Genomic DNA, 23,665 nt, shown 5'->3' with positions numbered 1-23,665 from the left:
CCCCCGTGCGGACTCAGGCCGCTTCGTAGGCGCCGTAGCCGCGCAGGCGCTCGTAGCGCTTCTGCAGCAACTGATCGACCGGCAACTGGTCCAGCGCATCCAGCTCATTGAGCAGCACGGCCTTCAGGCGGACCGCCATCTGGCGCGGGTTGCGATGCGCGCCGCCGATGGGCTCGCGAACGACCTTGTCGACCAGGCCCAGGCCATGCAGGCGCTTGGCGGTCAGGCCCAGTTGTTCGGCCGCGTCCTTGGCCTTGGCGGCGTCTTTCCAGAGGATCGACGCGCAGCCTTCCGGCGAGATCACCGAATAGGTGCCGTACTCGAGCATCAGCGTACGGTCGCCGACGCCGATGGCGAGCGCGCCGCCGCTGCCGCCTTCGCCGATCACCGTGCAGATGATCGGGATCTTCAGTTCGGCCATTTCCAGCAGGTTGCGGGCGATGGCTTCCGATTGCCCGCGCTCTTCCGCGCCCACGCCCGGGTATGCGCCCGGCGTATCGATGAAGGTCAGCAGCGGCAGCTTGAAGCGCTCGGCCATCTTCATCAGGCGCAGCGCCTTGCGATAACCCTCGGGACGCGGCATGCCGAAGTTGCGCGCGATCTTGCTCTTGGTGTCGCGCCCCTTCTGGTGGCCGATGATCATCACGCTGCGGCCGTCGATGCGGCCCAGGCCGCCGACGATGGCGGAGTCGTCCGCGAACGCGCGGTCGCCGGCCAGTTCCTGGAACTCGTCGCAGAAGACCCTGATGTAGTCCAGCGTGTAAGGGCGCGCCGGATGGCGCGCCAGCTGCGATACCTGCCACGGCGACAGGTCGCGGAAGATCTGTGCCGTGCGCACGCGCAGCTTGTCCTGCAACGCATGGACCTCGGCATCGACATTCACCGCCGGGCCCGTGCTGGCGGCGCGCAGGTCCTGGATCTTGGCTTCCAGATCGGCGATGGGCTGTTCGAAATCGAGGTAGTTCGGGTTCATCTGCGGGCCATGGGCCGGAAAGGGGGAAAGTGTAGCCGAAGCGCTCCAGCGGTCACGTACGGGGGGGTAGGGCCGCCATCGCGCACGCGCAGCGCGTCAGTTCGCCCAAGGACGGCTGAAAGCGGGCTTGGCCGCGCGCACGCCCGGCATCGCGCGCAGGGCATCGAGCAGTTCGGCATCCACGCGCACGGCCTTCTGGCCGTTGAGGTCCAGCATGCCGGCGATGGCGGCGCCGTCGGTCGCCATCAGCAGGTCCAGGCGCAGGGGCGTGCCGCCCGGGCGGTGGCGCGACAGCAGCGCATCGACGCGCTCCCACAGGCCGGGCACGCGCAGGTCCAGCCGCAGCTGCAGGCGCTGCGCGTGCTGCTGGCAGAGCTGGGCGTAGTCCCACACCTGTCGGATGCGCAGGCTGTAGCCACCGCTGAACTCGTCCTCGCGCAGTCCACCCTTGATGACCAGCACGCGATCGCGCGTCATCAGCGCGCCGAACTCCGCCAGCGCATCGGAAAACGCACTGCATTCGATGCGGCCACGACCGTCTTCCAGTTGCACGAAGACCTGGCTGTCGCCCTTGCGGCGGATGCCCACCACCTGGCCCGCGACGATGGCATTCACTTCGGGACGCCAACCCTTCTTGTCGCCGCCGGACGAACTGGACCAGATGCGGTCCAGCTCGCTGAGGTCGTTGCCGACCAGCGAGCGAAGGTCGTCGCGATACGGGTCCATCGGGTGGCCACTGAGATAATGGCCCAGGGTCTCGCGTTCGCCGTGCAGCACCTGCATCAGCGGCCATTCGTCCGTGACCGGCAGCTCCACGTGGATGTCGTCGCCGCCGCTGCTGGAACCGAACATGTCGACGATGCCGGCATTGCGGTTCTTGCTGATCTGGTCGATGGCCTTCAGCACCTCCGGCAGCTGCAGCGCGAGCGAGGCGCGGTTGCGGCCCAGCGCGTCGAGCGCACCGGCATTGATCAGCGCTTCCAGCGCGCGCTTGTTGAGCCTGGAGGAATCGACGCGCTTGCAGAAATCGAACAGGTCGCGGAAGTCCCCGCCGTCCTTGCGCGCCTCGACGATGCTCTCGCACACACCCTGGCCGACGCCCTTCACCGCGCCCAGCCCGTAGCGGATGGTGTTGGCGTCGGTAGCGACGAACATGAAGTCCGAATGGTTCACGTCCGGCGGCAGCACGTTCAGGCCCAGGCCGCGCGCTTCATCGAGGAAGCCGACGACTTTCTCGGTCTTGTCCATGTCCGACGACAGCGTGGCGGCCATGAACTCGGACGGGTAGTGCTTCTTCAGCCACGCCGTCTGGTAGGCGACCAGCGAATACGCGGCGGCATGCGACTTGTTGAAGCCGTAGCCGGCGAACTTCTCCATCAGGTCGAAGATTTCATCGGCCTTGCGCTCTTCCACGCCGCCCTTGGCGGCGCCCTCGCGGAAGATCTCGCGGTGCTTGGCCATTTCGGCCGGCACCTTCTTGCCCATCGCACGCCGCAGCAGGTCGGCGCCACCCAGCGAATAGCCGCCGACGATCTGCGCCATCTGCATGACCTGCTCCTGGTAGACCATGATGCCGTAGGTCTCTTCCAGCATGGTCCGCGTGCGCGGGTCGGGATACTCGAATTCCTCGCGGCCGTGCTTGCGCTCGACGAACGACGGGATCATGTCCATCGGGCCGGGCCGGTACAGCGCATTCAGCGCGATCAGGTCCTCGAAGCGGTCCGGCTTGGCTTCCTTCAGGGCCCGCCGCATGCCGGTGGATTCGAACTGGAACACCGAGCCGGTGTTGCCGTTGGCGAATACGTCGCGGTAGACGCTGGCGTCGTCGAGCGGGATGGTGGTGATGTCGACCGGCGGCACGCCCGCGCGGGCATGCCGTTCGTTGATCGCCTTCACCGCCCAGTCGATGATGGTCAGCGTTCGCAGGCCCAGGAAGTCGAACTTCACCAGGCCGACGGCCTCCACGTCGTCCTTGTCGAACTGGGTGACCGGATTCTTGCCGCGACCGCCTTCGTCGTGTTCGGCGAACAGCGGGCAGAAGTCCGACAGCGGCGACGGCGCGATCACCACGCCGCCGGCGTGCTTGCCGGCATTGCGCGTCAGGTCTTCCAGCTGGCGCGCGAGGTCGATCAGGTCGCGGACGTCGTCCTCGTCGCGGTAGCGGTCGATCAACTCCTGCGACGCGGCTTCGCTGCTGCCTTCGCCCATCGCATCCTTCAGCGACACGCCCAGGATGTTCGGGATCAGCTTGGCGACGCCGTCGACCAGCCCGTACGGGAATCCGAGCACGCGGCCGGCGTCGCGCACCACGGCCTTCGCCGCCATCGTGCCGTAGGTGATGATCTGGCTGACGCGGTCGCGGCCGTACTTGCGCGCGACGTAGTCGATCACCTCGTCGCGCCGGTCCATGCAGAAGTCGATGTCGAAGTCGGGCATCGACACGCGTTCCGGGTTGAGGAAGCGCTCGAACAGCAGCCCGTACGGCAGCGGGTCCAAGTCGGTGATCTGCAGCGCCCATGCCACCAGCGAGCCGGCACCGGAACCGCGACCCGGTCCGATCGGGATCCCGTGGTTCTTTCCCCACTGGATGAAGTCGGCCACGATCAGGAAGTAGCCGGGAAAGCCCATCTTGCAGATGGTGTCGAGCTCGAAGTCCAGCCGCCGCTCGTAGTCCTCGCGCGTATGGCCGGGCGCGAGCGGATTCTTCTCCAGCCGCGCCTTCAGGCCGTCGTGCGACTGGCTGCGGATCCAGCTGTCGAGCGTTTCGTTGTCCGGCACCGGATACGCAGGCAGGAAGTACGTGCCCAGCCGCATCTCGATGTTGCAGCGCTGCGCCAGCGCCAGCGTATTGTCGATCGCGTCGGGGACATCGGCGAACAGTGCGGCCATCTGGTCGGCCGACTTCATGTACTGCTCGGCGCTGTATTCGCGCGGCCGCTTGGGATCGTCCAGCACGCGGCCGGAGGCGATGCACACGCGTGCTTCGTGTGCGTCGAAATCATCCGGCGACAGGAACCGCACATCGTTGCTGGCGATCACCGGCAGGCTGCGCGCACTGGCGGCGTGCAGCGCGAACGCATTGAACGCCTCTTCGCCGTCGCGCTGCGTCCGCGTGAGTTCCAGGTGCAGGTCGTCGCCGAAGGCGCGCTGCCAGTCGGCCAAGTGCTGTTCCGCCAGATCATGGCGACCGGTCAGCGCGAGGCGTCCCGCGAGGCTCTGGCGACCCATGATCGCGAACAGGCCCTGGTGGTCGTGGCGCAGCCAATCGGGATCGATGGCGACGCCATCGGTGCGATGGCCTTCCATCCATGCGCGCGACAGCAGGCGCGACAGCGACAGGTAACCCTCCCGGTCGCGGCACAGCAGCGTCACCGGCCACGGCGCGTCGTTGCCGTCGGCCACCAGCAGGTCCGCGCCGGCGATGGGCTTGATGCCCACGCCCTCGGCGGCCTTGTAGAACTTCACCAAGGCGAACAGGTTGTTGCGGTCCGTCACCGCCAGTGCCGGCATGCCCAGTTCCACCGCCCGGCTCAGCAGGTTGGCCTGCTTGGCCTTCTTCGGGTCGGCATGATCCGGTTTCTCGGGCACGCGGATGATCGAATCCGCAAGCGAGAACTCGGTGTGCAGGTGGAGGTGGACGAAACGGGAAGACATGCCGACTCGGGGTACTGTCGGGGCAGCGTACCGGCGGGGGTGGGGTGGGGCAAGGCTTGACATTCCGGGTGCGCGGAACGGGCCGGCGGGGACGAAAAAAAGCCGCCCGGGGAAGGCGGCTCAGGGGAAAACCCGAGGGGTCGGGTGGGGTGGGCGCCGCTGCGTGGGCGACGCCGGAGTGTCAGTGGATCCGGAACATCGGCACCGGTTCCGGGACATAGCTGCTGAAGCGGACGTGGCGCAGGTGGGATTCCAGCGCGGCTTCGGCGGTGCGCGCGGCTTCCCAGTCGGCACGGGTGTAATGCAGCGCGTCGGGTGCGCACCCCTGCAGTTGCGCTTCGAGGCTGCGCAGGCGGCGGAAATCCAGATAGCGCGCGGTTTCGTCGGCGACCAGCAGCCAGGTGGCTTCGTCCAGCGGATGGGCGTCCGCGTTCCGAAGCAGCGCCGCTGCGTGCTGCAGCCGGGCGCGAAGAATCGGGGACTGCGTCCAGTCGCGGTCCGCCAGCAGGCTGCGCAGCAACTGCACGCGTGCATCTTCAACGGGATGGGGCGGGGCGGACGCGACGGGAATGGGATCGGGCAGGCTCATGGCGCACCTCATGGGGGAAGAGGCTCCTGCGCAGGGGGTGCAGGATGCAGGGCCATGGTGCCGGCGCGTGGGCACGGACGCGCCTGCAGGAAGCCACCGTGACGATGGACACCGTGCCGGTGGTCATGCGCGGTGGTCCGCGCGTCAGCGCCGGTTGAAGGCCTCGCGCACGGGCGCGAAGCTGCGCCGGTGGTGGACGCAGGGGCCGTGCTGCGTCAGTGCGGAGAGATGCGCGGGCGTGGGATACCCCTTGTGCACATCGAAGCCGTACTGCGGGAAGGTGGCGTGCAATTGCACCATCAGCCGGTCGCGCGAGACCTTCGCCAGGATCGACGCCGCCATGATCGCCGGCTCGATGGCATCGCCGCCCACCAGCGTCTCGGCCATGCAGCCCAGTCCCTTCGGCGCGCGGTTGCCATCGATGCGGACCAGCTCCGGCAGCGGCTGCAGCGCCGCGATGGCACGGCGCATGCCTTCCAGCGTGGCCTGCAGGATGTTGAGCCGGTCGATCTCGTCGGGCTCGACGAAGACGACCCGCCAAGCGAGCGCGCGCTCCTGGATCAGCGGGAACAGCGCCTCGCGCCTGGCTTCGCTGAGTTGCTTGGAATCGTTCAGGCCTTCGATGGGGCGCGACGCGTCGAGGATCACGGCTGCAACCGCCACGGGCCCCGCGAGGGGTCCCCGACCTGCTTCGTCCACACCGGCAACCAGACGGACGACAGGATCCGGGAACAGTGACGCCGAGGTCATCGTGAAATGCTCCTTGTAGGAGCGACGTCAGTCGCGACCGCGGAAACGACATCCACGCGGATGTTCCCCACTGCATGAGAGGGTGCGGAGGGGCCTTGTCCGTCGGGCGATGCGGAGGCAGCAGAAATCATGGTGGCCGGTCGTGACTTACGTCGCTCCTGCAGGGGGACCGATCAACTCCGCCACCGCCTCGGCGGCACTCGCTGACGCATCCTGGCGCAACTGCGCGTGCAACCGCTGGTAGACAGGCTGAAGGCCGGCGACGGCCTCGGGCTCGAGGAACCAGTGGAGGACGGCGGAGGACAACGCTTCCGGCGTGCAGTCGTCCTGCATCACCTCCGGCGCGATGTCCTCGCCTGCCAGCACGTTCGGCAGGGCGTAGCGCTCGACCTTCAGCAGGCCCAGTCCCTTGACGATGCGGTAGGTCAACGGTGCGATCCTATAGCCGACCACCATCGGCCGCTTGCAGAGCATGGCTTCCAGTGTCGCAGTGCCCGAAGCGAGCAGGACGACATCGCTGGCGATCATCGCCTCGCGTGCACGGCCGTCGAGCAGGCGCCATGCCGTGTCGACGCCCTGCGCGGCGAGCTGTGTTTCCAGGGCCCGGCGGCAGGCGGCGTTGGCGGCCGGTACCACGATCTGCAGGCCGGGCATCTGGCTGGCGACGCGGCGTGCCGCCTCGAAAAAGTCCGGCGCCAGGCGACCGATTTCGCCAAGGCGGCTACCGGGCAGCACGGCGAGGACCGGGGCATCGAGTGGCAGGCCGAGCGCAGCGCGTGCTGCCGCACGATCGGGGTGCAGGGGAATGTCGTCCGCCATCGGATGACCGACGAAGCGCGCATCGATGCCATGTCGGGCGTAGATCGGCGGTTCCATCGGGAACAGGCAGAGCACCCGATCCGCGCTGAGGCCGATCTTCTCGGCGCGCTTCTCGCGCCACGCCCACACCGAAGGACTGACGTAGTGCACGGTGCGCACGCCGCGCATCTTCAACCAGCGCTCGATGCCCAGGTTGAAGTCGGGCGCGTCGATGCCGACGTAGGCGTCGGGTTTCCAGTCCAGCACGCGTTGACGGAACGCCCTGCGCAATCTCAGCAGGCGGGGAAGATGGCGCAGGACCTCGGCCAGGCCCATCACGGCGAGTTCGCCCGCGTCCCACCAGGTATCGGCGCCGGCGGCGCGCATCGCGTCGCCCCCGATCCCGGCGAATTCGGCGTGCGGGAAACGCTGTTTCAACGCAGCGATCAGTCCGGCCCCGAGGCCGTCGCCGGATGCTTCGCCCGCGCACAGCGCGATGCGGAGCGGCCGGGCCGCGGGTGTCGCGTCCATCAGCGCTGCAACGGCCGTTCGCCGCTGTCGATGAAGTGCAGCAGCGCCTTGACGTCTTCGCTGGCCTGCGCCTGTTCGGCGAGCTGTTGCTTGGCTTCCGCCAGGGGCAGGCCGGCGACGTACAGCGTGCGGTAGGCGCGCTTGATGGCGGCGATGCGTTCGGCATCGAAGCCACGCCGCTTGAGGCCTTCGCTGTTGATGCCGCGCGGACGCCCTGCCGCGTCGCCGGCCACCATCGTGAACGGGGGCACGTCGCCGCTGAGCAGCACGCCCATGCCGATGAACGCGTGGGCGCCGACGCGGCAGAACTGGTGCACGCCGGCGAATCCGCTCATGATCACCCAGTCCTCGATCGTGACGTGGCCGGCCAGCGTCGAGTTGTTGGAGAACACGCAGTGGTTGCCGACGATGCAGTCGTGCGCCACGTGCGTATAGGCGAGCAGCATGTTGTCGCTGCCGACACGGGTGATGCCTCCGCCGGTGCCGGTGCCGCGGTTCACGGTGACGAATTCGCGCACCTGGTTGCGGTCGCCGATGACGAGTTCCACCCGCTCGCCCTTGAACTTCTTGTCCTGCGGGTCGCCCCCGATCGCGGCATGGCCGACGAAATGGTTGTCGCGGCCGATCCGCGTCGGCCCGGTGACGGAGCAATGCGGGCCGATCACCGTGCCGTCGCCGATCTCGACCTCGGGACCGACGTAGGCGAACGGACCGATGCGCACGCCTTCACCCAGCATCGCGCCGGGATCGACGACCGCGCTGGGATGGATGGCGGTGGGGGCGCTCATCTCAGCGGGTGTCCTCGGCGCACAGTACGTCGGCGCAGGCGACCTGTTCGCCGTTGACCGACGCCACGCCGGTGTAGAAGGCCATGTTGCGGATCAGCCGCTTCAGCGTGACATCCAGGTCCAGCCGGTCGCCGGGCACCACCATGCGGGTGAAGCGCGCGTTTTCCACCTTCACCATGTAGAACATCCGTCCTGCAGTGTCGCCCTGGTGCGAAAGCTGCGTCAGCAGGCCGCCGGCCTGCGCCAGTGCCTCGATGATCAGCACGCCGGGCATGATCGGGCGGTCCGGGAAATGGCCGGTGAAGAAGGGCTCGTTCTGGGTGACGTTCTTGTACGCCAGCACGCGCTTGTCCTTCTCGAACTCCACCACGCGGTCGACCAGCAGGAACGGGTAGCGGTGCGGCAGCAGTTGGCGGATGGTGGCCGAGTCGACGGGCAGTTGCAGGTCCAGGGTCATCAGGTTTCCTTGTCGGCCGCCAGCACGCGTCGTGCCAAGGCGTCCAGTTGCTTGAAGCGCGCGGCGTTCTTGCGCCAGGTACGGTTGTCGGTGAGCGGCGTGCCGCTCGAGTATTCGCCGGGTTCGGTGATCGAGCTGGTCACCAGCGACATGGCGGTGACCACCACGCGGTCGCAGATCTCGAGGTGGCCGAGCACGCCTGCCGCCCCACCGATCAGGCAATAGCGGCCGATGCGTGCGCTGCCGGCGGCGGCACTGCACCCGGCCATCGCCGTGTGCGCACCGATGCGGACGTTGTGGCCGATCTGGATCTGGTTGTCGAGGCGGACGTCTTCCTCCAGCACGGTATCGTCCAGCGCGCCGCGGTCGATGGTGGTGTTCGCCCCGATTTCGCAATCGTCCCCGATCACCACGCCGCCCAGCTGCGGCACCTTGATCCAGTGCCCGCTGTCCATCGCCAAGCCGAAGCCGTCGGCGCCGATCACGGCGCCTGGATGGACCAGGACGCGCTGGCCCAGGCGCACGCGCGTGACCAGGGTGACGCGCGCGACCAGTTCGCAGCCATCGCCGACCACGCAGTCGTCGCCGACGATGCAGCCCGGGCCCAGCACGCTGCCTTCGCCGAGCGTGCTGCGTGCGCCGACCACGACGAAGGGGCCGACGTGCGCGCCCGGCGCAATCCGCGCGCTGGGATCGACCACCGCGCTCGGGTGGATGCCGGGTGCGCGGGCGGACTTGTGTTCGAACAGCGCCGCCATCTTCGCGAACGCGGTGTAGGGGTCCTTGGCGACGAGCACGGTGCCGGCCGCATCGGTGGCGTCCTCGGCACGCAGCACCACCAGGCTGGCCCGGCTGTCCGCCAGCTGCGCGCGATAGCGGCTGTTGGCGAGGAACGCCAGCTGGCCCGGCTCGGCACGCGCCAGTGTCGCCACGCCCTCGATGGGCAGGCCGGCGTCGCCGCGCAGCTCCAGTCCGAAGCGGGCGGCCAAGTCGCCGGAAGTGAAGGAGGGCAGGGTCATAGGGCGCGTAGTTTAGCCCCACCGCCCTGGAACCGCTCCACGGGGGCGTATGGTGGAAACGAAGACGGGGAGCTTGCGCCCCCCCGTCAGGTCGTCATGCCGGACCGGAAGCCCGCGTCAGAACGCGCCGCCGAAGGTGAACTGCAACCGCTCGAGCTCGTCGCCCTCTTCCTTCTTGATCGGGAAGGCGTAGCTGATCGAGATGGGACCGACCGGCGCGCGCCACAGCAGCGAGATGCCCGTGGAGGCGCGCAACTGGCCGGCGTCGAAGTTGTCCACGCCGTCGAACACGTTGCCGAAGTCCAAGAACGCCGCGATACGCGCCGCGTTGGAATCGAACAGCTTCGGGAAGATCAGTTCCACCGAGCCGGTGGTCTTCAGCGAGCCACCCAGCGGCTGGCCGCGATAGCCCGAGATGACCTCCGAGCGCGGACCCAGCGTGTTGTCGCGGAAACCACGCACCGAGCGCGTACCGCCGGCATAGAAGTTCTCGAAGAACGGCAGGCCGGTTGCCACCAGGGTGCGGTCCAGGGTGCCGCCATCCGCACACGTGCCATCCGCGGCCGGCGGCGTGGTGGTGCCCTGGCCTGGGATCTGCGGATCCGAGCCGTTCGCGCGGCAGATGTACCGGTAGATGTCGGAGCCGTAGCTGTCGCCGTAGCCGATCTCGGCACGCGTGTTCAGCACCAGCGCCGGGCTGATCGACCAGTACTTGGAGAACTCGTAGTTGAGCTTGTAGTACTCGACCGTGGAACCCGGTAGCGCGATTTCCGCCGACACGCGCTGGTAGGTGCCGCCCGTCGGCATGAAGTAGTCGTTGCGCGTGTCGCGCGCCCAGCCAAGCTCCGTGCGCCAGGCATGGAAGGTGCGCTGGCCGACGGCATTGATGTAGTCGATGATCGAAGACGGCGTGGATCCGCCGAAGGTCAGGATTTCATTGCTGTCGACGCCGAACAGCAGCGAGACGGTGTCGTTCTCGGTGATGGGCAGGCCCAGCACACCCTGTGCCGCGGCGCTGGTGGTCGAGTACTGCGCGGTATTGAAGTCCGAGTAGTCGAACTCGCGCCACCACAGGTTGTAGCCCAGCGACATGCCTTCGTCGGTGAAGAACGGGTTGGTGTACGAGAACGAATAGCGCTGCAGGTAATCGCTGCGCTGCGCTTCCACCGATACGCGGTTGCCGCCGCCGAGGAAGTTGTTCTGCGACAGCTGGATGGAGGTGGTCAGGCCGGAGAGCTGGGAATAACCCAGGCCGAACACGAAGCTGCCGGACGTGGTTTCCTTGACGTTGAAGACCACGTCGACCTGGTCGGACGTTCCCGGCACCGGGGTGGTCTCGACATCGACCGTCTCGAAATAGCCCAGGCGGCGCAGGCGCACGCGCGAGCGGTCGACGGCCACCTGCGAGAACCAGCTGCCTTCGAACTGGCGCATCTCGCGGCGCAGCACTTCGTCGGACGTGCGCGTATTGCCCTTGAAGAGGATGCGGCGCACGTTGACGCGCGGACCCGGCACGACCTGCAGGTTGATGGCGACGGTGCGGTTTTCGCGATCGATGGTCGGGATCGGCGTGACCTGCGCGAAGGCGTGGCCGATGTTGCCCAGCGTCGAGGTGATCGAATCGGACGTCATTTCCAGCAGGATGCGCGAGAACGTCTGTTCCGGCTTCACGATCACCAGCTTCTCGATCTCTTCCTTCGGCAGCACCGTGTCGCCGGTGACCTTCACGTCGGAGATCTTGTACTGCTCACCTTCGGTGATGCCGGCGGTGATGAACATGTCGCGCTTGTCGGGACTGATCGACACCTGGGTGGAGTCGATGTTGAAGTCCACGTAGCCGCGGTCCAGGTACCAGGAATTCAGGCGCTCCATGTCGCCGGATAGCTTTTCCTTGGAATACTGGTCGTCGCGGCGGTACCAGGACAGCCAGCTCGACTCCTTGGATTCCCAGTTCTCCAGCAGGTCTTCGGTCTCGAACTTCTCCGCGCCCACGACGTTGACGTGCTTGATCTTGGCGGCCTTGCCTTCCTTGACCGCGATGGTGACGTCCACGCGGTTCCGGTCCAGCGGGCTCACGGTCGGCGTGATGTCGACGTTGTACTTGCCGCGGTTGTTGTACTGGCGCACCAGCTCCTGGGTCACCCGGTCCAGGCTCAGGCGGTCGAAGGTTTCGCCCTCGGACAGGCCGATGTCCTTCAGGCCGGTCATCAGGTCTTCCGTCTTGATGTCCTTGTTGCCGGTCAGCGTCAGCTTGTTGATGGCGGGGCGCTCGGTGACCGTCACCACCAGGATGTCGCCCTGGCGGTCGAGCTTGACGTCTTCGAAGAAGCCGGTCTTGTAGAGCGCACGGATCGACTCGGCCACGCTGGCGGAGGTGACGACGTCGCCACGCTCGATGGGCAAGTAGGTCAGCGCGGTGCCGGTCGAGATGCGCTGCAGGCCATCGATGCGGATATCCGTCGCGGTGAACGATGCGCTGCTCGACGGCGCGGCGGCCACGGGCGCGGCAGCGGGTTCCGTCGTCTGGGCCAGTGCCGGCATGGCGATGGCCGAAGCCAGGGCGAGGGCAAGCAGGCGGCGGGAAGGCAGTCGCGTCATCGTTACATCCGGTTGGGGTGGTTCCTGCGGGGCAGGAGTGGACTGCAGGGCAGCGGTCCGGGGTGTTGCCAGGGAAAGGGTGGCGGCCTTTGGGCGGGCCGGCCCGAAGAAGTTCAGGGGCATCAGGTCACCAGACGCGTCATCAGACGCAGGATGTCGTTGTAGAACGCCAATCCCATCAAGCCCGCCAGCGCGGCCAGGCCCACATATTGTCCGGCCACCATGTGGCGCTCGCTCAAGGGGCTGCCCTTGACCAATTCAATAAGGTAATACAGCAGGTGCCCGCCGTCCAAGACGGGGATCGGCAGCAGGTTGATGATGGCCAGGCTGAGGGACATGGCCGCCAGGAACCACAGGAACCAATCCGGACCCCGTTGGGCCGAGACATTGGCGACCTGCGCGATGGTGATGGGGCCCGACACGTTCTTCAACGATGCGTCGCCCGTCAGCATGCGGCGGATCATGCCGAGGGAGTCGCTGGTCAGCTTGCCCGTCTCGCGCACGGCCGCTGGAAGAGCGGCGACGGGGCCGAAGTGGAGTCGGGCGTCGTAAGCGGGCATCGTCCGCTTGTCGGGAGGGGCGAGACCGAGCGCCCAATAATGCCCTTTGCCGGCGTCGGGGTGCTTGGTCCAGCGCGGCGCAAGCTCGAAGGCCAGCCGCTCGCCTGCCCGGTCCACCTCGATCATGGCGGTCCCGCCGCGCTTGCCGAGGGCATCGACTTGGCGGGCGATATCGTCGAAGCCGTGCACCAGATGACCATCCACCGCGGTGACGGTGTCGCCAGGCTTGAGGACGCCGTCCGCGACGGAGTTGGCTGCGACCTTGCCGATGGTGGCCGGCGTCACCCAGTGCTGCCAGACCAGTCCGGCCAGGCCAACCGTGTTTTCCTGGTCGAACCCGTCTGGCAGTCGCGACAGCGGTAGCGTGACGAGGCGCGTGGTGCCGTCTGCGGCTTCCACCTCGAGGGGAACGTCTTCGCCGTCGATGGCAGCCTTGGTCAGTACGATCGATGCATCGGTCCACGTGTCGATCGTGCGGTTGCCGACTTGCAGGATCCGGTCGCCACGCTTCAGGCCGGCATCGGCGGCGATGCCCGACACGCTGCCCACCGTGGCCGAGTAGTCCTGCTTGCCGATCACGAACATGACCCACAGCAGGATCACGCACAGCACGATGTTGGCCAGCGGACCCGCCGCCACCACCGCGATGCGCTGCCAGACGGACTTGCGGTTGAAGGCCTGGTCGAGCTGGGCGGCGGGGACGTCGCCCTCGGCTTCGTCCAGCATCTTCACGTAGCCGCCGAGCGGGATCGCGGCCACCGCGAATTCCGTGCCGTGGCGGTCGCGCCGGGACCACAACGGCTTTCCGAAGCCCACCGAGAAGCGCAACACCTTCACGCCGCAACGGCGTGCGACCCAGTAATGGCCGAATTCATGGAACGTGACCAACACGCCCAGTGCCACGATCATCCACCAGATTGAGCCCAGCACTTCACTCATCGGATGTCGGCGCTCATCGGGAAAGGTGGCTTGCGAGGTTGCGTTCGGTCAGCCGGCGAGCCTGTGCATCCGCTGCCAGCAGCACCTCCAGCGAATCCGCCGGCGCCGCAGGCAGCGCAGCGAGGGCGTCCTCGACCAGCGCGGGGATGGATAGGAAACCGATCCGGCCCTGAAGAAAGGCTGAAACGGCGACTTCGTTCGCGGCGTTCAGCACGGCGGGGGCGGTGCCGCCCGCCGCCATGGCGTCCCAGGCCAGCCGCAGGCAGGGGAACGCGTCCGTGTCGGGCGCTTCGAACTCCAGGCGCGGGTGGGCCAACAGGTCGAGCCCACCCACCCCGGATGCGATCCGTTCGGGCCAGCCGAGGCCGACCGCCAGCGAGGTGCGCATGTCGGGCAGGCCGAGTTGCGCCAGCGTCGAGCCATCGACGAATTCCACCAGCGAGTGCACCAGGCTCTGCGGATGCACCAGCACGTCCAGCCGCTCGCGGCCGACACCGAACAGGTGGTGGGCTTCGATCAGCTCCAGGCCCTTGTTCATCAGAGTGGCCGAATCGACCGAGATCTTCGGCCCCATCGACCATTTCGGATGCGCGACGGCCTGTTCGCGGGTGACCTGCGCGAGTTCAGCGCGGCTGCGTCCGCGGAAAGGTCCGCCCGACGCGGTCAGCACGATGCGGCTTACGTCGGCCTGAGCCTGTCGTGAACGCAGGCACTGGAAGATGGCGTTGTGCTCGCTGTCGATCGGGATGATCTCGGCGCTCGCCGCGTCCGCCGCAGCGGTCACCAGTTCGCCGGCGAGCACCAGCGACTCCTTGTTCGCCAGCAGCAAGCGCTTGCCCGCGCGGGCCGCCGCCAGGGTCGAGGACAAGCCGGCCGCTCCGACGATCGCGGCGACCACGACCTCACAGTCGGGCGCGGCCACCAGCGCGTCGAGGGCGGCCACGCCGGCATGCGCGCGCGTCGCCAGGCCGGCATCGGCCAGACCGTCGCGCAGGCGCGCGTAGAGGTCGGCGTCGGCGATCACCGCGTGGTCGGGTCGATGCGCTGCGCACAAGGACAGCAGCGCCTCGACGTTGCCGCCGGCCGCCAGCACGCTGGCGCGGTAGCGGTCCGGATGGCGCGCGATGACGTCCAGCGCCGACGCGCCGATCGAGCCGGTCGCGCCCAGGACGGCCACGTTGCGGTAGGCGGGCAGGGACATGCTCAGAACCCGAAGACTTCCTTGCCCAGTACGAAGATGGGCAGGGCCGCCAACACGCCGTCGATGCGGTCGAGCACGCCACCGTGGCCCGGGATCAGGTCGCCCGAATCCTTGGCGCCGACATGCCGTTTGAGCAGGCTTTCGAAGAGGTCGCCGACGACCGAGAACAGCACCGTGAACACCGCCACGACCAGCACGCCGGGCAGGTGTCCGGCGCCTGCGCCGGCGATCAGCGCACCGGCCACGGCGACCACCATGCCGGCGACCAGGCCGCCCAGCAGCCCTTCCAGCGTCTTGTTGGGACTGATCCGTGGTGCCAGCTTGCGGCCGCCGAACCAGCGACCACCGAAGTGACGGCCGGCGAAGTAGGCGCCGCTGTCGGCGGCCCACACGATGGCCAGCGCGACGAACAGCCAGATGTGTCCGTTCGGCTGCGACGAATGGATCAGGCCGAGCGCGCACCAGGCGGGCACCACGGCCAGCGTGCCGGCCGCCAGCTTGAACACCCGCGCCCAGGTCTCGTGGTCGGAGGCGAAGGTGAAGAAGCGCAGCCATAGCAACGCCAGCAACCACCATCCCACGCCGACCAGCGCCATCAGGCGCAGCGGTACCAGGTCGGTGGCGTCGCCCGAGCCACGCGAGGCCCATACCAGCGCCACCATCACCAGCAGGTTGGCGGTCAGCAGCACCGTGCGCTGCAGGGTGTCGTCGATTTCGGCGAGCTTGAACCATTCCCACAGGCCGACCAGGAACACCAGCGCCGCCAGCATGGCCAGCCACGAGGTGGGCAGCAGCAGGATCGCCCCGATGGCGAACGGCGCCATCACCAGTGCGGCGATGACACGGGTGCGGGTGGCGCTCATGCGGGGTGATCCTCGGTCGCGCTGCCGGCGACCTGGGCGCTGGTCAGGCCGAAGCGGCGCTCGCGCTGCGCGAAGTCGTCCAGCGCGCGCTGCAGCAGCGCCGCGTCCAGGTCGGGCCACAGCACATCGGTGAACCAGAGTTCGGTGTACGCCAGCTGCCACAGCAGGAAGTTGCTGACGCGGTGGTCGCCACCTGTGCGGATGAACAGGTCGGGCGCGGGCAGGTCGGCCAGTGCCACCTGCGAGCCGAGGGCGGCTTCGTCGATGTCTTCGGGTCGCAGCCGGCCGGCGGCGACCTCCGTGGCCAGTGCCCGCGCGGCGTGCGCGATGTCCTGGCGCCCGCCATAGCTGGCGGCGATGACCAGGTGCAGGCGTCCGTTGGCGCGGGTCAGTGCCTCTGCGGCGTCCATCCGCGCGCGGATGTCGGTCGAGAAGCGGGCCCGGTCACCGATGAAGCGCACGCGCACCGAGCGCCGGTGCAGTTCGTCGACCTCGCGGTCCAGCGCGTTGAGGAACAGTTTCATCAGCGCACCGACTTCCTCTTCCGGACGCCCCCAGTTTTCGCTGGAGAACGCGAACAGGGTCAGCGCGCCGATACCGCGCTCCAGGCAGAAGTCGATGCAGAGGTTGACCGCGCGTGCGCCGGCGCGGTGGCCGATCACGCGGGGACGGCGACGGCGTTCCGCCCAGCGCCCGTTGCCGTCCATGATGACGGCCAGGTGGCGGGGCACGGACGGGGAAGCGGCAGGGGACATGGCAGTCCTCAGACCGCCATCAATTCCTGCTCCTTGGCCTTCACCACATCGTCGACGTCCTTGATGGACTTGTCGGTGAGCTTCTGGATCTCGTCTTCGGTCCGGCGCTCTTCGTCTTCGGTGATCTGCTTGTCCTTCAGCAGGTCCTTGACCTGCTGGTTGGCATCGCGCCGGATGTTGCGGATGGCGACCTTGGCATCCTCGCCTTCGCTGTGCACGACCTTCGAGAGCTCCTTGCGGCGCTCTTCCGTCAGCGCGGGGAGGTTCAGCCGGATGGTGGTGCCGGCGGTGTTCGGCGTCAGCCCCAGATCCGATGCCAGGATGGCCTTCTCCACCGCGCCGACCATCTGCTTCTCCCACGGGGTGATCGTGAGGGAGCGCGAGTCGGAGATCGTCACCGTCGCCACCTGGCTCAGCGGCATGTCCGAACCGTAGTAGTTGACCTTCAGGTGTTCCACCAGGGCCGTGGAGGCACGGCCGGTGCGCACCTTGATCAGGGTGTGGCGGAGCGCTTCGATGCTCTTGGTCATGCGCGCCTGCGCGTCTTTCTTGATGTCGTTGAGCATCGCCCTTTCCGTTGCAAAGCCTGTAAACGACGGATTATAGGGCGATTCGGCCCCGTTGCCGACCGTCAGGGGCCGGTCCGGTGCGAATGATGCGGTGCCGCATCATGCAGATCGTGGCCGCAGCCCGCGCCCCGTTCGATCTGCAGCGTGGCGTGGTTGATGCCGAAGCGATGGTCCAGCGCATGCACCGTGGCGTCGATGAACGCGTCGTGGTCGTCGTCCCGCGCCCGCACCAGGTGCGCGGTCAGGGCGATCTCGTTGGCGCCCAGGGACCAGATGTGGAGGTGGTGCACAGCCGACACGCCGGTCTGTTCCTGCAGGAATGCGCGGACCTCGTCAGGATCCACGTGTCCCGGCACCGCGTCCATGGCGGCGTCGAAACTGGCCCGCAGCAGCCCCCACGACCCGACGGCGACGACCACGGCGATCAGCAGCGCGGTAGCCGGATCCAGCCACGCCCAGCCCAGGGTCGCCATGCCGACGCCAGCCAGCACGGCAGCCAGCGACACGGCGGCGTCGGCAATCAGGTGCAGGAAAGCGCCGCGCTTGTTGAGGTCGTGCAGGTGGCCGTCCTTGACCAGCCAGGCGGCGCCGAGGTTGACCAGGATGCCGAGCGAGGCGACCACGATGACCGGTGTGGCGGGAATTTCCGGCGGCGCGCTGAAGCGTCGGAACGCTTCCCAGCCCAATGCGCCCGAGAAGACCATCAGCAGGACGGCGTTGGCCAGCGGCGACAGCAGCGTCGCGCGCCGCCAACCGTAGGTGTGGCGTCCGCGCGGCGGACGTCCGGCCAGGGCGGCGGCGCCCCAGGCCAGGGCGAGCCCGAGGACATCGCCGAGGTTGTGCAGCGCATCCGACAGCAGCGCCAGCGAATTGGTGTGGAAGCCGTAGCCCGCTTCGATGGCGGTGTAGGCGAGGTTGATCAGCGTGACCCACGCGAACGTGCGCGTGGCCGAAGCCTGCGGGTGGGCGTGCGCCCCGTGCCCGTGGTGATGTGCGTGTCCCATGGCGGACTAGGGTGCCTGCGGCCCTGTGCGAACACTATTACAAGGGCGATCGCGTCCCACGTGCCCGACGTGGCCTAAAGGCGCGGCCACCGGGGCCGCGCCCGTCAGTCAGTTGCGGCCCTTCACCAGCGTGCCGACATGCTCGCCGCGCAGGATGCGCATCAGGTTGCCGGGCACCGACAGGTCGTAGATGCGCAGCGGTACGTCGCTGTCGCGGCACAGGGCGAACGCCGCCGTGTCCATCACCTGCAGGTCGCGCGCGATGACATCGTCGTAGGTCAGCTGATCGTAGCGGACGGCATCGGCGTGCTTGCTGGGGTCCTTGTCGTAGACGCCGTCCACCTTGGTCGCCTTCAGCAGCAGGTCCGCGCCGATCTCGATCGCCCGCAGCGCAGCGCCGGAATCGGTGGTGAAGAAGGGGTTGCCGGTGCCCGCGGCGAAGATCGCGATGCGGCCCTTTTCCAGATGGCGGATGGCGCGGCGGCGGATGTAGTCCTCGCAGACGTCGTTGATCTTGATGGCGCTCATCACGCGGCACTTGGCGCCGAGCTTTTCCAGCGCGTCCTGCATGGCCAGCGCATTGATGACGGTCGCCAGCATGCCCATCTGGTCGCCGGTGACCCGGTCCATGCCGCCGGCGGCCAGGCCGGCGCCGCGGAAAATGTTGCCGCCGCCGATCACCAGGCCCACTTCGGCGCCGGCGTCGCGCGCCTCGATGATCTCGCGGGCGATGCGGGTGATGACGGCGGGGTCGATGCCGTAGTCCTCGGCCCCCATCAGCGCCTCGCCGGACAGTTTGAGCAGGATGCGGCGATACACGAGGGGAGCGGGCATGGGGATCTCTCGGCGTGGGGGCAAACGCGGCAATTCTAGCCGAGTGCCCCCGTCTCAGTCGCCGGGTTCGTAGATGGCGTAGAGCTTGCGCGCGGTTTCCAGCACTTCCCACGTGCCGCTGAAGCCGGCCGACACGATGAAGCTCTGGCCTGCCTCCAGCAGCACGTCGCTGCCGTCGTCGCCGCGCAGGCGCACGCGTCCGCTGAGCAGGTGGCAAAACTCGTGTTCGGTGTACTGCACGCGCCACGCCCCGACGCTGCCTTCCCAGACGCCGCAATGGAAGCGCTCGTCCTGCGTGGAATATGCGTTGGCGAGCGCCTGCCGCGGCGCGCCGTGCACGACGCGCTCCGCCGCGACCGGCGCACGCGTGGCTTCATCCGGGGTATGCGGTACGGAAACGATGCGGGACATGAGCGGAACCGTCGGGCGGGGCGACTATGATGTGGCCTTCTTTCGGCAACCATCAAGGAACGGCCATGAGCGTGCGCACCCTGCAGGAATTCCTCGCCTCGTCGCGTGAGAAGGATGCCAGTCCGGATGCCTTCGAGCTCGAGAGCCCGCACCTGCTCGAGGTGCGGTTGAACGGGCTGGTCTGGGCCAAGTCCGGCGCGATGGTCGCACGCAAGGGGGCGGTCAAGTTCACCCGCCAAGGCGTGCTGGAGCAGGGCCTGGGCAACCTGCTGAAGAAGGCGGTCAGCGGGGAAGGCATGCAGTTGATGAAGATCGAGGGGCAGGGGCGCGTCTATCTGGCCGATGCCGGCAAGCGGATCACCCTGCTGCGGCTCGCCGGGGAGGCCATCTTCGTCAACGGCAACGACGTGCTGGCCGTGGAGTCGGGCATCGAGAGCCGCATCACCATGATGCGCAAGGTCGCCGGCATGCTGTCCGGCGGGTTGTTCAACGTGCGCCTCAGCGGGCACGGCATCGTCGCGATCACGTCGCACTACGAACCGCTGACACTGCCGGTGAATGCGCAGACCGGTCCGGTGTTTACCGACCCCAACGCCACCGTGGCGTGGTCGGGCAGCCTGACGCCCGAAATAGTCACCGACATCTCGCTGGGCACGCTGCTGGGACGGGGGTCCGGAGAAAGCGTGCAGCTACGGTTTGCGGGCGACGGCTGGGTGGTGGTGCAGCCCTACGAAGAAGTCGTGTACCAGCCGAGGCAATAAGCGCCCGGTGTTCCTCTCTGTTGCGGCGTCACCGGCCGGTGCATGGAGGCGCGGCGTCGACTGCGGAGGGGGAACCCGCATGCGCGCGCCACGCCCAGTCCTCTGCCGCGCTGTCGCGGCTTCAAAGGCGCGGGCGCACGGCCGTCCATCAAACGCGGCGCCCGGTGCGGCGGACCCGGAGATCCCTCGCTATCCGTAACAGCGTGTCGATGTTGCGCGTGGGCGCATTCTGTTATCGCTATTACGTTTCGAGGCGTCCAAAAAATGCGCCTGAGGGGGGGCAAAACTACACGGCATTTTGTGATCTATTTCTCATTATTACTTGAGTGTTGCGTAACCTAATTCCAACATTTGATTAACCTGCTATTAAGGCCCGTGGCTGGCCTGAAGGGCGCGCCGCACATTCTCGGAGAGGGCGGGCCCGTCCGGACGCTCATGTGAATAAACCTGCAGCAGGGAGTCGCACAGTGTCCAAGCGTACGTTCAATCGAACACTCAAACGCAGCGCCCTTACCCTGGCGCTCGGCGTCTGCTTCAACACGTCCGTCTACGCCCAGTCCAATACCTCCGGCGCGGTCTTCGGCCAGGCATCGGCGGGCGAGAAGGTCCTGGTCCAGAACCCGGCCACCGGCTTCAGCCGTGAAATCGCGATCGGCGCCGACGGTAGTTACCGCGTATCCGCGCTCTCGCCCGGCACGTACCGCGTGACGCTTCAGCGGGCCGACGGTACGACGACGACGCGCGAAGTCGCGGTCAACGTCGGTACCGGTACGGCCGTCAATTTCGCAGCGGAAAGTTCCGGCAGTGGTGCCACAACGCTCGGCACGGTGACCGTCACCGGGTCGCAGTTGGTCAACCCGATCGACGTCTCGTCGGTCGAGTCCACCACCATCCTGACGTCCGAGCAGCTGGCCCGCATCCCCGTGCCGCGCGATACCACCTCGGTGGCCCTGCTGGCGCCGGGCACGGTGCGTGGCGATGGCGCCTTCGGCAACCTTGCCTCGTTCGGTGGCTCCTCCGTCGCCGAGAACCAGTACTACATCAACGGCTTCAACATCACCAATTCGTTCCGGAGCCTGAACTTCTCGAAGGTGCCTTTCGAGGCGATCGCCGAGCAGCAGATCAAGACCGGTGGCTACGGCGCCGAGTTCGGCCGTTCGCTGGGCGGCGTGGTGAACCAGATCACCAAGCGCGGCACCAACGAGTTCAAGGCCGGTGCCAATGTGTTCTGGTCGCCGAAATCGCTGCGTTCGGACGTGGAGGACTACAAGTACTCCAACCCGTTGGTCCCGGGCGACTACGGCAACGTCGCCGAGAACAACAGCAACGATACGCAGGAAGAGCTGATCGGGGCCGTGTGGGCAGGTGGTGCGCTGATCAAGGACACGCTGTTCGCCTACGGCCTGTTGTCCTACGGCAAGACCGACACCGATGCCTGGGGCAACATGGATGCGGTCACGAACCGCAACGGGTCGATCAAGAATCCGACCTGGCTTGCAAAGTTCGACTGGAACATCAACGACAGCAACAAGCTGGAGCTGACCGCGTTCTCCGACAAGCAGGAAACCGAGACGCGGGTCTACAACAACACCCCGGGCGAAGTGGACCGCACCACCTATGTCGGCACGGTGTTCGACGAGCAGGGCGGCAACAACTACGTACTGAAGTACACCGGTTATCTCACCGACGCCTTCACCCTGACCGCGCTGTATGGCCACGGCGAATTCAAGCGCGCGCAGCATCTCCGCAATCCGGACGGTTCGACCGTCAGCTACAACGGCGATATCACCACGGCATACACGACCGACATCAACGGGACGACCGCGCTCGGAGGCTGCCCGGCGATCATCGACGTGCGTCCGGGCTATCGCAAACTGATCACCGGCGCCTACGGCAGCCTGTGCCATCTGACCGACGGCGCGTTGCTGCAGGCATCCAACAACAAGGATACCCGCGACCAGTACCGCATCGACGCGGAGTGGATCCTCGGCTCGCACCAGTTGCGCTTCGGCGTGGACGTGGACAATTACGAGTCGGTGGCGGGCGAAGCCAACGTGGGTGGCTGGCTGTGGCGCTACTCGACGAACAACGGTCCCGACGGGCGCCCGAACACCGGCGACGAGTTCGACGTGGTCCGTCGCCAGACCACGGCGCGTGGCACCACCATCGAGGTGAAGCAGCGCGCCTACTACCTCGAAGATTCGTGGAGGATCACCGACAACTTCCTGGCGTACCTCGGCGCGCGCTGGGATACCTTCGAGAACCTGGGCTCCGACGGACGCGCCTTCGTCAAGATCGACAACCAGTTCGGCCCCCGCCTGGGTTTCTCGTGGGATGCCAAGGGCGACTCCTCCCTGAAGATCTACGGTAATGCGGGTCGCTACGCATTGCCGTTGACGCCGAGCGTCGCGGTGCGCGGCTCCAGCGCCTCCATCTACCAGCGGTCCAACAACAACCGCTTCTCGGGCGTCGACCCGGTGACCGGTGCGCCGATCCTGATCAACCCGCTGAATCCGCTGAACCTGATCAACGGCGAAGACGGCCAAGCGCACGATCCGAACACGATCGCCAGCAAGAACCTGGATCCGATGTACCAGGACGAGTTCATCCTCGGCTTCCAGACCACGCTGACCGACCACCTCAACTTCGGTGCGCGCGGCATCTACCGCAAGTTGAAGGCCGCCATCGACGACAACTGCGACTACACCGCGATCACCGACCTGGCCGATGCCGACGGGCTCGACTACACCGTGCCGAACCCCGGCTTCCCGTATTGCCGCCTGTTCAACCCGGGCGAAGATGCGGTGCTGGTCACCGACCTGAACGGCGACGGCGTCTACACCACCTACACGGTGGAGGGCGACCGCCTCAGCCCGCCCGCCAAGCGTTCGTACAAGGCCCTGGAACTGTTCCTGGACGGCAGCTGGGACAAGTTCTTCTTCCAGGCCTCGTATACGCTCGGCTACAACAAGGGCAATACCGAGGGCGGCGTGAAGTCCGACATCGGCCAGGGTGACACCAACACCACGCAGGACTTCGACTACCGCGAGCTGACGGTCGATACCTACGGCTACCTGCCCAACGATCGCCGCCACGCGTTGAAGGTGTTCGGCAATTACGACTTCAACGACGAGTGGTCGCTCGGTGCGAACCTCATCGTGCAGACGGGACGACCGATCAACTGCCTGGGTGTCCTGGATCTCAACCCCCTGGAGCCCGTGGGTCCGGTGACCAACTATTCGCCGCATCCTTATGGTTCGGGCTTCATGCGCTGCAGCAACTCGGAAAATGGCGCCTCTGACGATTCCACGGTGAGCGCGGTTCCGCGTGGTACCGCCGGGCGCCTGCCCACGACCACCAGCCTGGACCTGAACCTCGCTTTCAGGCCGTCGTTCGCACCGGGCCTGCAGTTCAAGATGGACGTGTTCAACGTCTTCAATTCGCAGAAGGTCACGGCGGTGAGCGAAGTGGCGGAAGACTCGGCGACCGGCAATCCGCTGAGCACCTACCTGCTGCCACGCTCGTACCAGGCACCCCGTTCGGTCCGCTTCATGGTCCAGTACGACTTCTGATCCCGCATCTGTTCGAACAAGAACAACGCTCCATGCTCT

Annotated in this window: 19 protein-coding genes; 2 read left to right on the top strand and 17 right to left on the bottom strand. The window is 67.1% G+C overall.

The window, feature by feature from the left end; translation table 11 throughout:
- Nucleotides 1–13: 13 nt before the first annotated feature.
- The 17 genes from ACSQ19_RS02230 to ACSQ19_RS02150 form a co-directional block, all read right to left on the bottom strand.
- Complete coding sequence (locus ACSQ19_RS02230) at nt 14–973, bottom strand: acetyl-CoA carboxylase carboxyltransferase subunit alpha (RefSeq protein ID WP_435999708.1); 960 nt, start codon at nt 971–973, stop codon at nt 14–16.
- Nucleotides 974–1,069: 96 nt separating this feature from the next.
- The gene (gene dnaE / locus ACSQ19_RS02225) at nt 1,070–4,627 is read right to left on the bottom strand and encodes a DNA polymerase III subunit alpha (protein WP_435999706.1); all 3,558 of its coding nucleotides are present in this window, start codon (nt 4,625–4,627) and stop codon (nt 1,070–1,072) included.
- 181 nt (nt 4,628–4,808) lie between these two features.
- Nucleotides 4,809–5,216 (bottom strand): hypothetical protein, encoded by a 408-nt coding sequence (locus tag ACSQ19_RS02220; protein WP_296280358.1) that lies wholly within the window; start codon nt 5,214–5,216, stop codon nt 4,809–4,811.
- Nucleotides 5,217–5,360: 144 nt separating this feature from the next.
- Nucleotides 5,361–5,966, bottom strand: a complete 606-nt coding sequence (gene rnhB / locus ACSQ19_RS02215; RefSeq protein ID WP_296280359.1) for a ribonuclease HII — start codon at nt 5,964–5,966, stop codon at nt 5,361–5,363.
- 147 nt (nt 5,967–6,113) lie between these two features.
- On the bottom strand, nt 6,114–7,295 hold the full coding sequence (gene lpxB / locus ACSQ19_RS02210; RefSeq protein WP_435999703.1) for a lipid-A-disaccharide synthase: 1,182 nt from the start codon (nt 7,293–7,295) through the stop codon (nt 6,114–6,116).
- Complete coding sequence (lpxA, locus tag ACSQ19_RS02205) at nt 7,295–8,083, bottom strand: acyl-ACP--UDP-N-acetylglucosamine O-acyltransferase (RefSeq protein WP_435999701.1); 789 nt, start codon at nt 8,081–8,083, stop codon at nt 7,295–7,297. Before lpxA ends, lpxB begins: the two co-directional genes overlap by 1 nt.
- Nucleotide 8,084: 1 nt before the next feature.
- Complete coding sequence (gene fabZ, locus ACSQ19_RS02200) at nt 8,085–8,540, bottom strand: 3-hydroxyacyl-ACP dehydratase FabZ (RefSeq protein WP_296280365.1); 456 nt, start codon at nt 8,538–8,540, stop codon at nt 8,085–8,087.
- Nucleotides 8,540–9,559: a UDP-3-O-(3-hydroxymyristoyl)glucosamine N-acyltransferase gene (gene lpxD / locus ACSQ19_RS02195; protein WP_435999699.1), complete on the bottom strand. Its 1,020-nt coding sequence runs from the start codon at nt 9,557–9,559 to the stop codon at nt 8,540–8,542. Before lpxD ends, fabZ begins: the two co-directional genes overlap by 1 nt.
- A gap of 117 nt (nt 9,560–9,676) precedes the next feature.
- Entirely contained in the window at nt 9,677–12,157 is a 2,481-nt protein-coding gene (bamA, locus tag ACSQ19_RS02190; RefSeq protein WP_435999697.1) for an outer membrane protein assembly factor BamA, read from the bottom strand.
- 122 nt (nt 12,158–12,279) lie between these two features.
- Nucleotides 12,280–13,656 carry an RIP metalloprotease RseP gene (gene rseP / locus ACSQ19_RS02185; RefSeq protein WP_435999695.1) on the bottom strand — a complete coding sequence of 459 codons (1,377 nt, stop codon included), beginning with the start codon at nt 13,654–13,656 and terminating at the stop codon, nt 12,280–12,282.
- 13 nt (nt 13,657–13,669) lie between these two features.
- Nucleotides 13,670–14,857, bottom strand: a complete 1,188-nt coding sequence (gene dxr / locus ACSQ19_RS02180; RefSeq protein WP_435999693.1) for a 1-deoxy-D-xylulose-5-phosphate reductoisomerase — start codon at nt 14,855–14,857, stop codon at nt 13,670–13,672.
- 2 nt (nt 14,858–14,859) lie between these two features.
- Nucleotides 14,860–15,720: a phosphatidate cytidylyltransferase gene (locus tag ACSQ19_RS02175; protein ID WP_296280373.1), complete on the bottom strand. Its 861-nt coding sequence runs from the start codon at nt 15,718–15,720 to the stop codon at nt 14,860–14,862.
- Complete coding sequence (gene uppS, locus ACSQ19_RS02170; RefSeq protein WP_296280375.1) at nt 15,717–16,475, bottom strand: polyprenyl diphosphate synthase; 759 nt, start codon at nt 16,473–16,475, stop codon at nt 15,717–15,719. Before uppS ends, ACSQ19_RS02175 begins: the two co-directional genes overlap by 4 nt.
- An 8-nt stretch (nt 16,476–16,483) precedes the next feature.
- Nucleotides 16,484–17,041 (bottom strand): ribosome recycling factor, encoded by a 558-nt coding sequence (frr, locus tag ACSQ19_RS02165; protein ID WP_296280377.1) that lies wholly within the window; start codon nt 17,039–17,041, stop codon nt 16,484–16,486.
- Between the two features lie 65 nt (nt 17,042–17,106).
- Nucleotides 17,107–18,048: a cation diffusion facilitator family transporter gene (locus ACSQ19_RS02160; protein WP_299342802.1), complete on the bottom strand. Its 942-nt coding sequence runs from the start codon at nt 18,046–18,048 to the stop codon at nt 17,107–17,109.
- Nucleotides 18,049–18,156: 108 nt separating this feature from the next.
- Entirely contained in the window at nt 18,157–18,882 is a 726-nt protein-coding gene (pyrH, locus tag ACSQ19_RS02155; protein WP_296280381.1) for a UMP kinase, read from the bottom strand.
- Between the two features lie 54 nt (nt 18,883–18,936).
- Nucleotides 18,937–19,293, bottom strand: a complete 357-nt coding sequence (locus ACSQ19_RS02150) for a cupin domain-containing protein (RefSeq protein WP_435999689.1) — start codon at nt 19,291–19,293, stop codon at nt 18,937–18,939.
- A gap of 65 nt (nt 19,294–19,358) precedes the next feature.
- Between ACSQ19_RS02150 and ACSQ19_RS02145 the strand changes: the two genes are divergently transcribed.
- Nucleotides 19,359–20,054, top strand: a complete 696-nt coding sequence (locus ACSQ19_RS02145; RefSeq protein ID WP_296280385.1) for an AIM24 family protein — start codon at nt 19,359–19,361, stop codon at nt 20,052–20,054.
- 467 nt (nt 20,055–20,521) lie between these two features.
- Nucleotides 20,522–23,626 (top strand): TonB-dependent receptor, encoded by a 3,105-nt coding sequence (locus ACSQ19_RS02140; protein ID WP_299342806.1) that lies wholly within the window; start codon nt 20,522–20,524, stop codon nt 23,624–23,626.
- Nucleotides 23,627–23,665: the final 39 nt, after the last annotated feature.

The sequence above is a fragment of the Pseudoxanthomonas sp. LjRoot127 genome, assembly GCF_964253495.1.
GTDB lineage: Bacteria > Pseudomonadota > Gammaproteobacteria > Xanthomonadales > Xanthomonadaceae > Pseudoxanthomonas_A.
This window is presented reverse-complemented; position numbering and strand designations above follow the sequence as displayed.

What these genes read in the sequence shown, in the direction of transcription:
- ACSQ19_RS02230 (WP_435999708.1), bottom strand. Translation starts at nt 973, where the DNA reads ATGAACCCGAACTACCTCGATTTCGAACAGCCCATCGCCGATCTGGAA.
- rnhB (WP_296280359.1), bottom strand. Translation starts at nt 5,966, where the DNA reads ATGACCTCGGCGTCACTGTTCCCGGATCCTGTCGTCCGTCTGGTTGCC.
- ACSQ19_RS02150 (WP_435999689.1), bottom strand. Translation starts at nt 19,293, where the DNA reads ATGTCCCGCATCGTTTCCGTACCGCATACCCCGGATGAAGCCACGCGT.
- fabZ (WP_296280365.1), bottom strand. Translation starts at nt 8,540, where the DNA reads ATGACCCTGGACCTGCAACTGCCCGTCGACTCGGCCACCATCCGCCAA.
- rseP (WP_435999695.1), bottom strand. Translation starts at nt 13,656, where the DNA reads ATGAGTGAAGTGCTGGGCTCAATCTGGTGGATGATCGTGGCACTGGGC.
- lpxD (WP_435999699.1), bottom strand. Translation starts at nt 9,559, where the DNA reads ATGACCCTGCCCTCCTTCACTTCCGGCGACTTGGCCGCCCGCTTCGGA.
- ACSQ19_RS02145 (WP_296280385.1), top strand. Translation starts at nt 19,359, where the DNA reads ATGAGCGTGCGCACCCTGCAGGAATTCCTCGCCTCGTCGCGTGAGAAG.
- uppS (WP_296280375.1), bottom strand. Translation starts at nt 16,475, where the DNA reads ATGTCCCCTGCCGCTTCCCCGTCCGTGCCCCGCCACCTGGCCGTCATC.
- ACSQ19_RS02175 (WP_296280373.1), bottom strand. Translation starts at nt 15,720, where the DNA reads ATGAGCGCCACCCGCACCCGTGTCATCGCCGCACTGGTGATGGCGCCG.
- lpxA (WP_435999701.1), bottom strand. Translation starts at nt 8,083, where the DNA reads ATGAGCGCCCCCACCGCCATCCATCCCAGCGCGGTCGTCGATCCCGGC.
- ACSQ19_RS02160 (WP_299342802.1), bottom strand. Translation starts at nt 18,048, where the DNA reads ATGGGACACGCACATCACCACGGGCACGGGGCGCACGCCCACCCGCAG.
- lpxB (WP_435999703.1), bottom strand. Translation starts at nt 7,295, where the DNA reads ATGGACGCGACACCCGCGGCCCGGCCGCTCCGCATCGCGCTGTGCGCG.
- dnaE (WP_435999706.1), bottom strand. Translation starts at nt 4,627, where the DNA reads ATGTCTTCCCGTTTCGTCCACCTCCACCTGCACACCGAGTTCTCGCTT.
- dxr (WP_435999693.1), bottom strand. Translation starts at nt 14,857, where the DNA reads ATGTCCCTGCCCGCCTACCGCAACGTGGCCGTCCTGGGCGCGACCGGC.
- ACSQ19_RS02220 (WP_296280358.1), bottom strand. Translation starts at nt 5,216, where the DNA reads ATGAGCCTGCCCGATCCCATTCCCGTCGCGTCCGCCCCGCCCCATCCC.
- bamA (WP_435999697.1), bottom strand. Translation starts at nt 12,157, where the DNA reads ATGACGCGACTGCCTTCCCGCCGCCTGCTTGCCCTCGCCCTGGCTTCG.
- frr (WP_296280377.1), bottom strand. Translation starts at nt 17,041, where the DNA reads ATGCTCAACGACATCAAGAAAGACGCGCAGGCGCGCATGACCAAGAGC.
- pyrH (WP_296280381.1), bottom strand. Translation starts at nt 18,882, where the DNA reads ATGCCCGCTCCCCTCGTGTATCGCCGCATCCTGCTCAAACTGTCCGGC.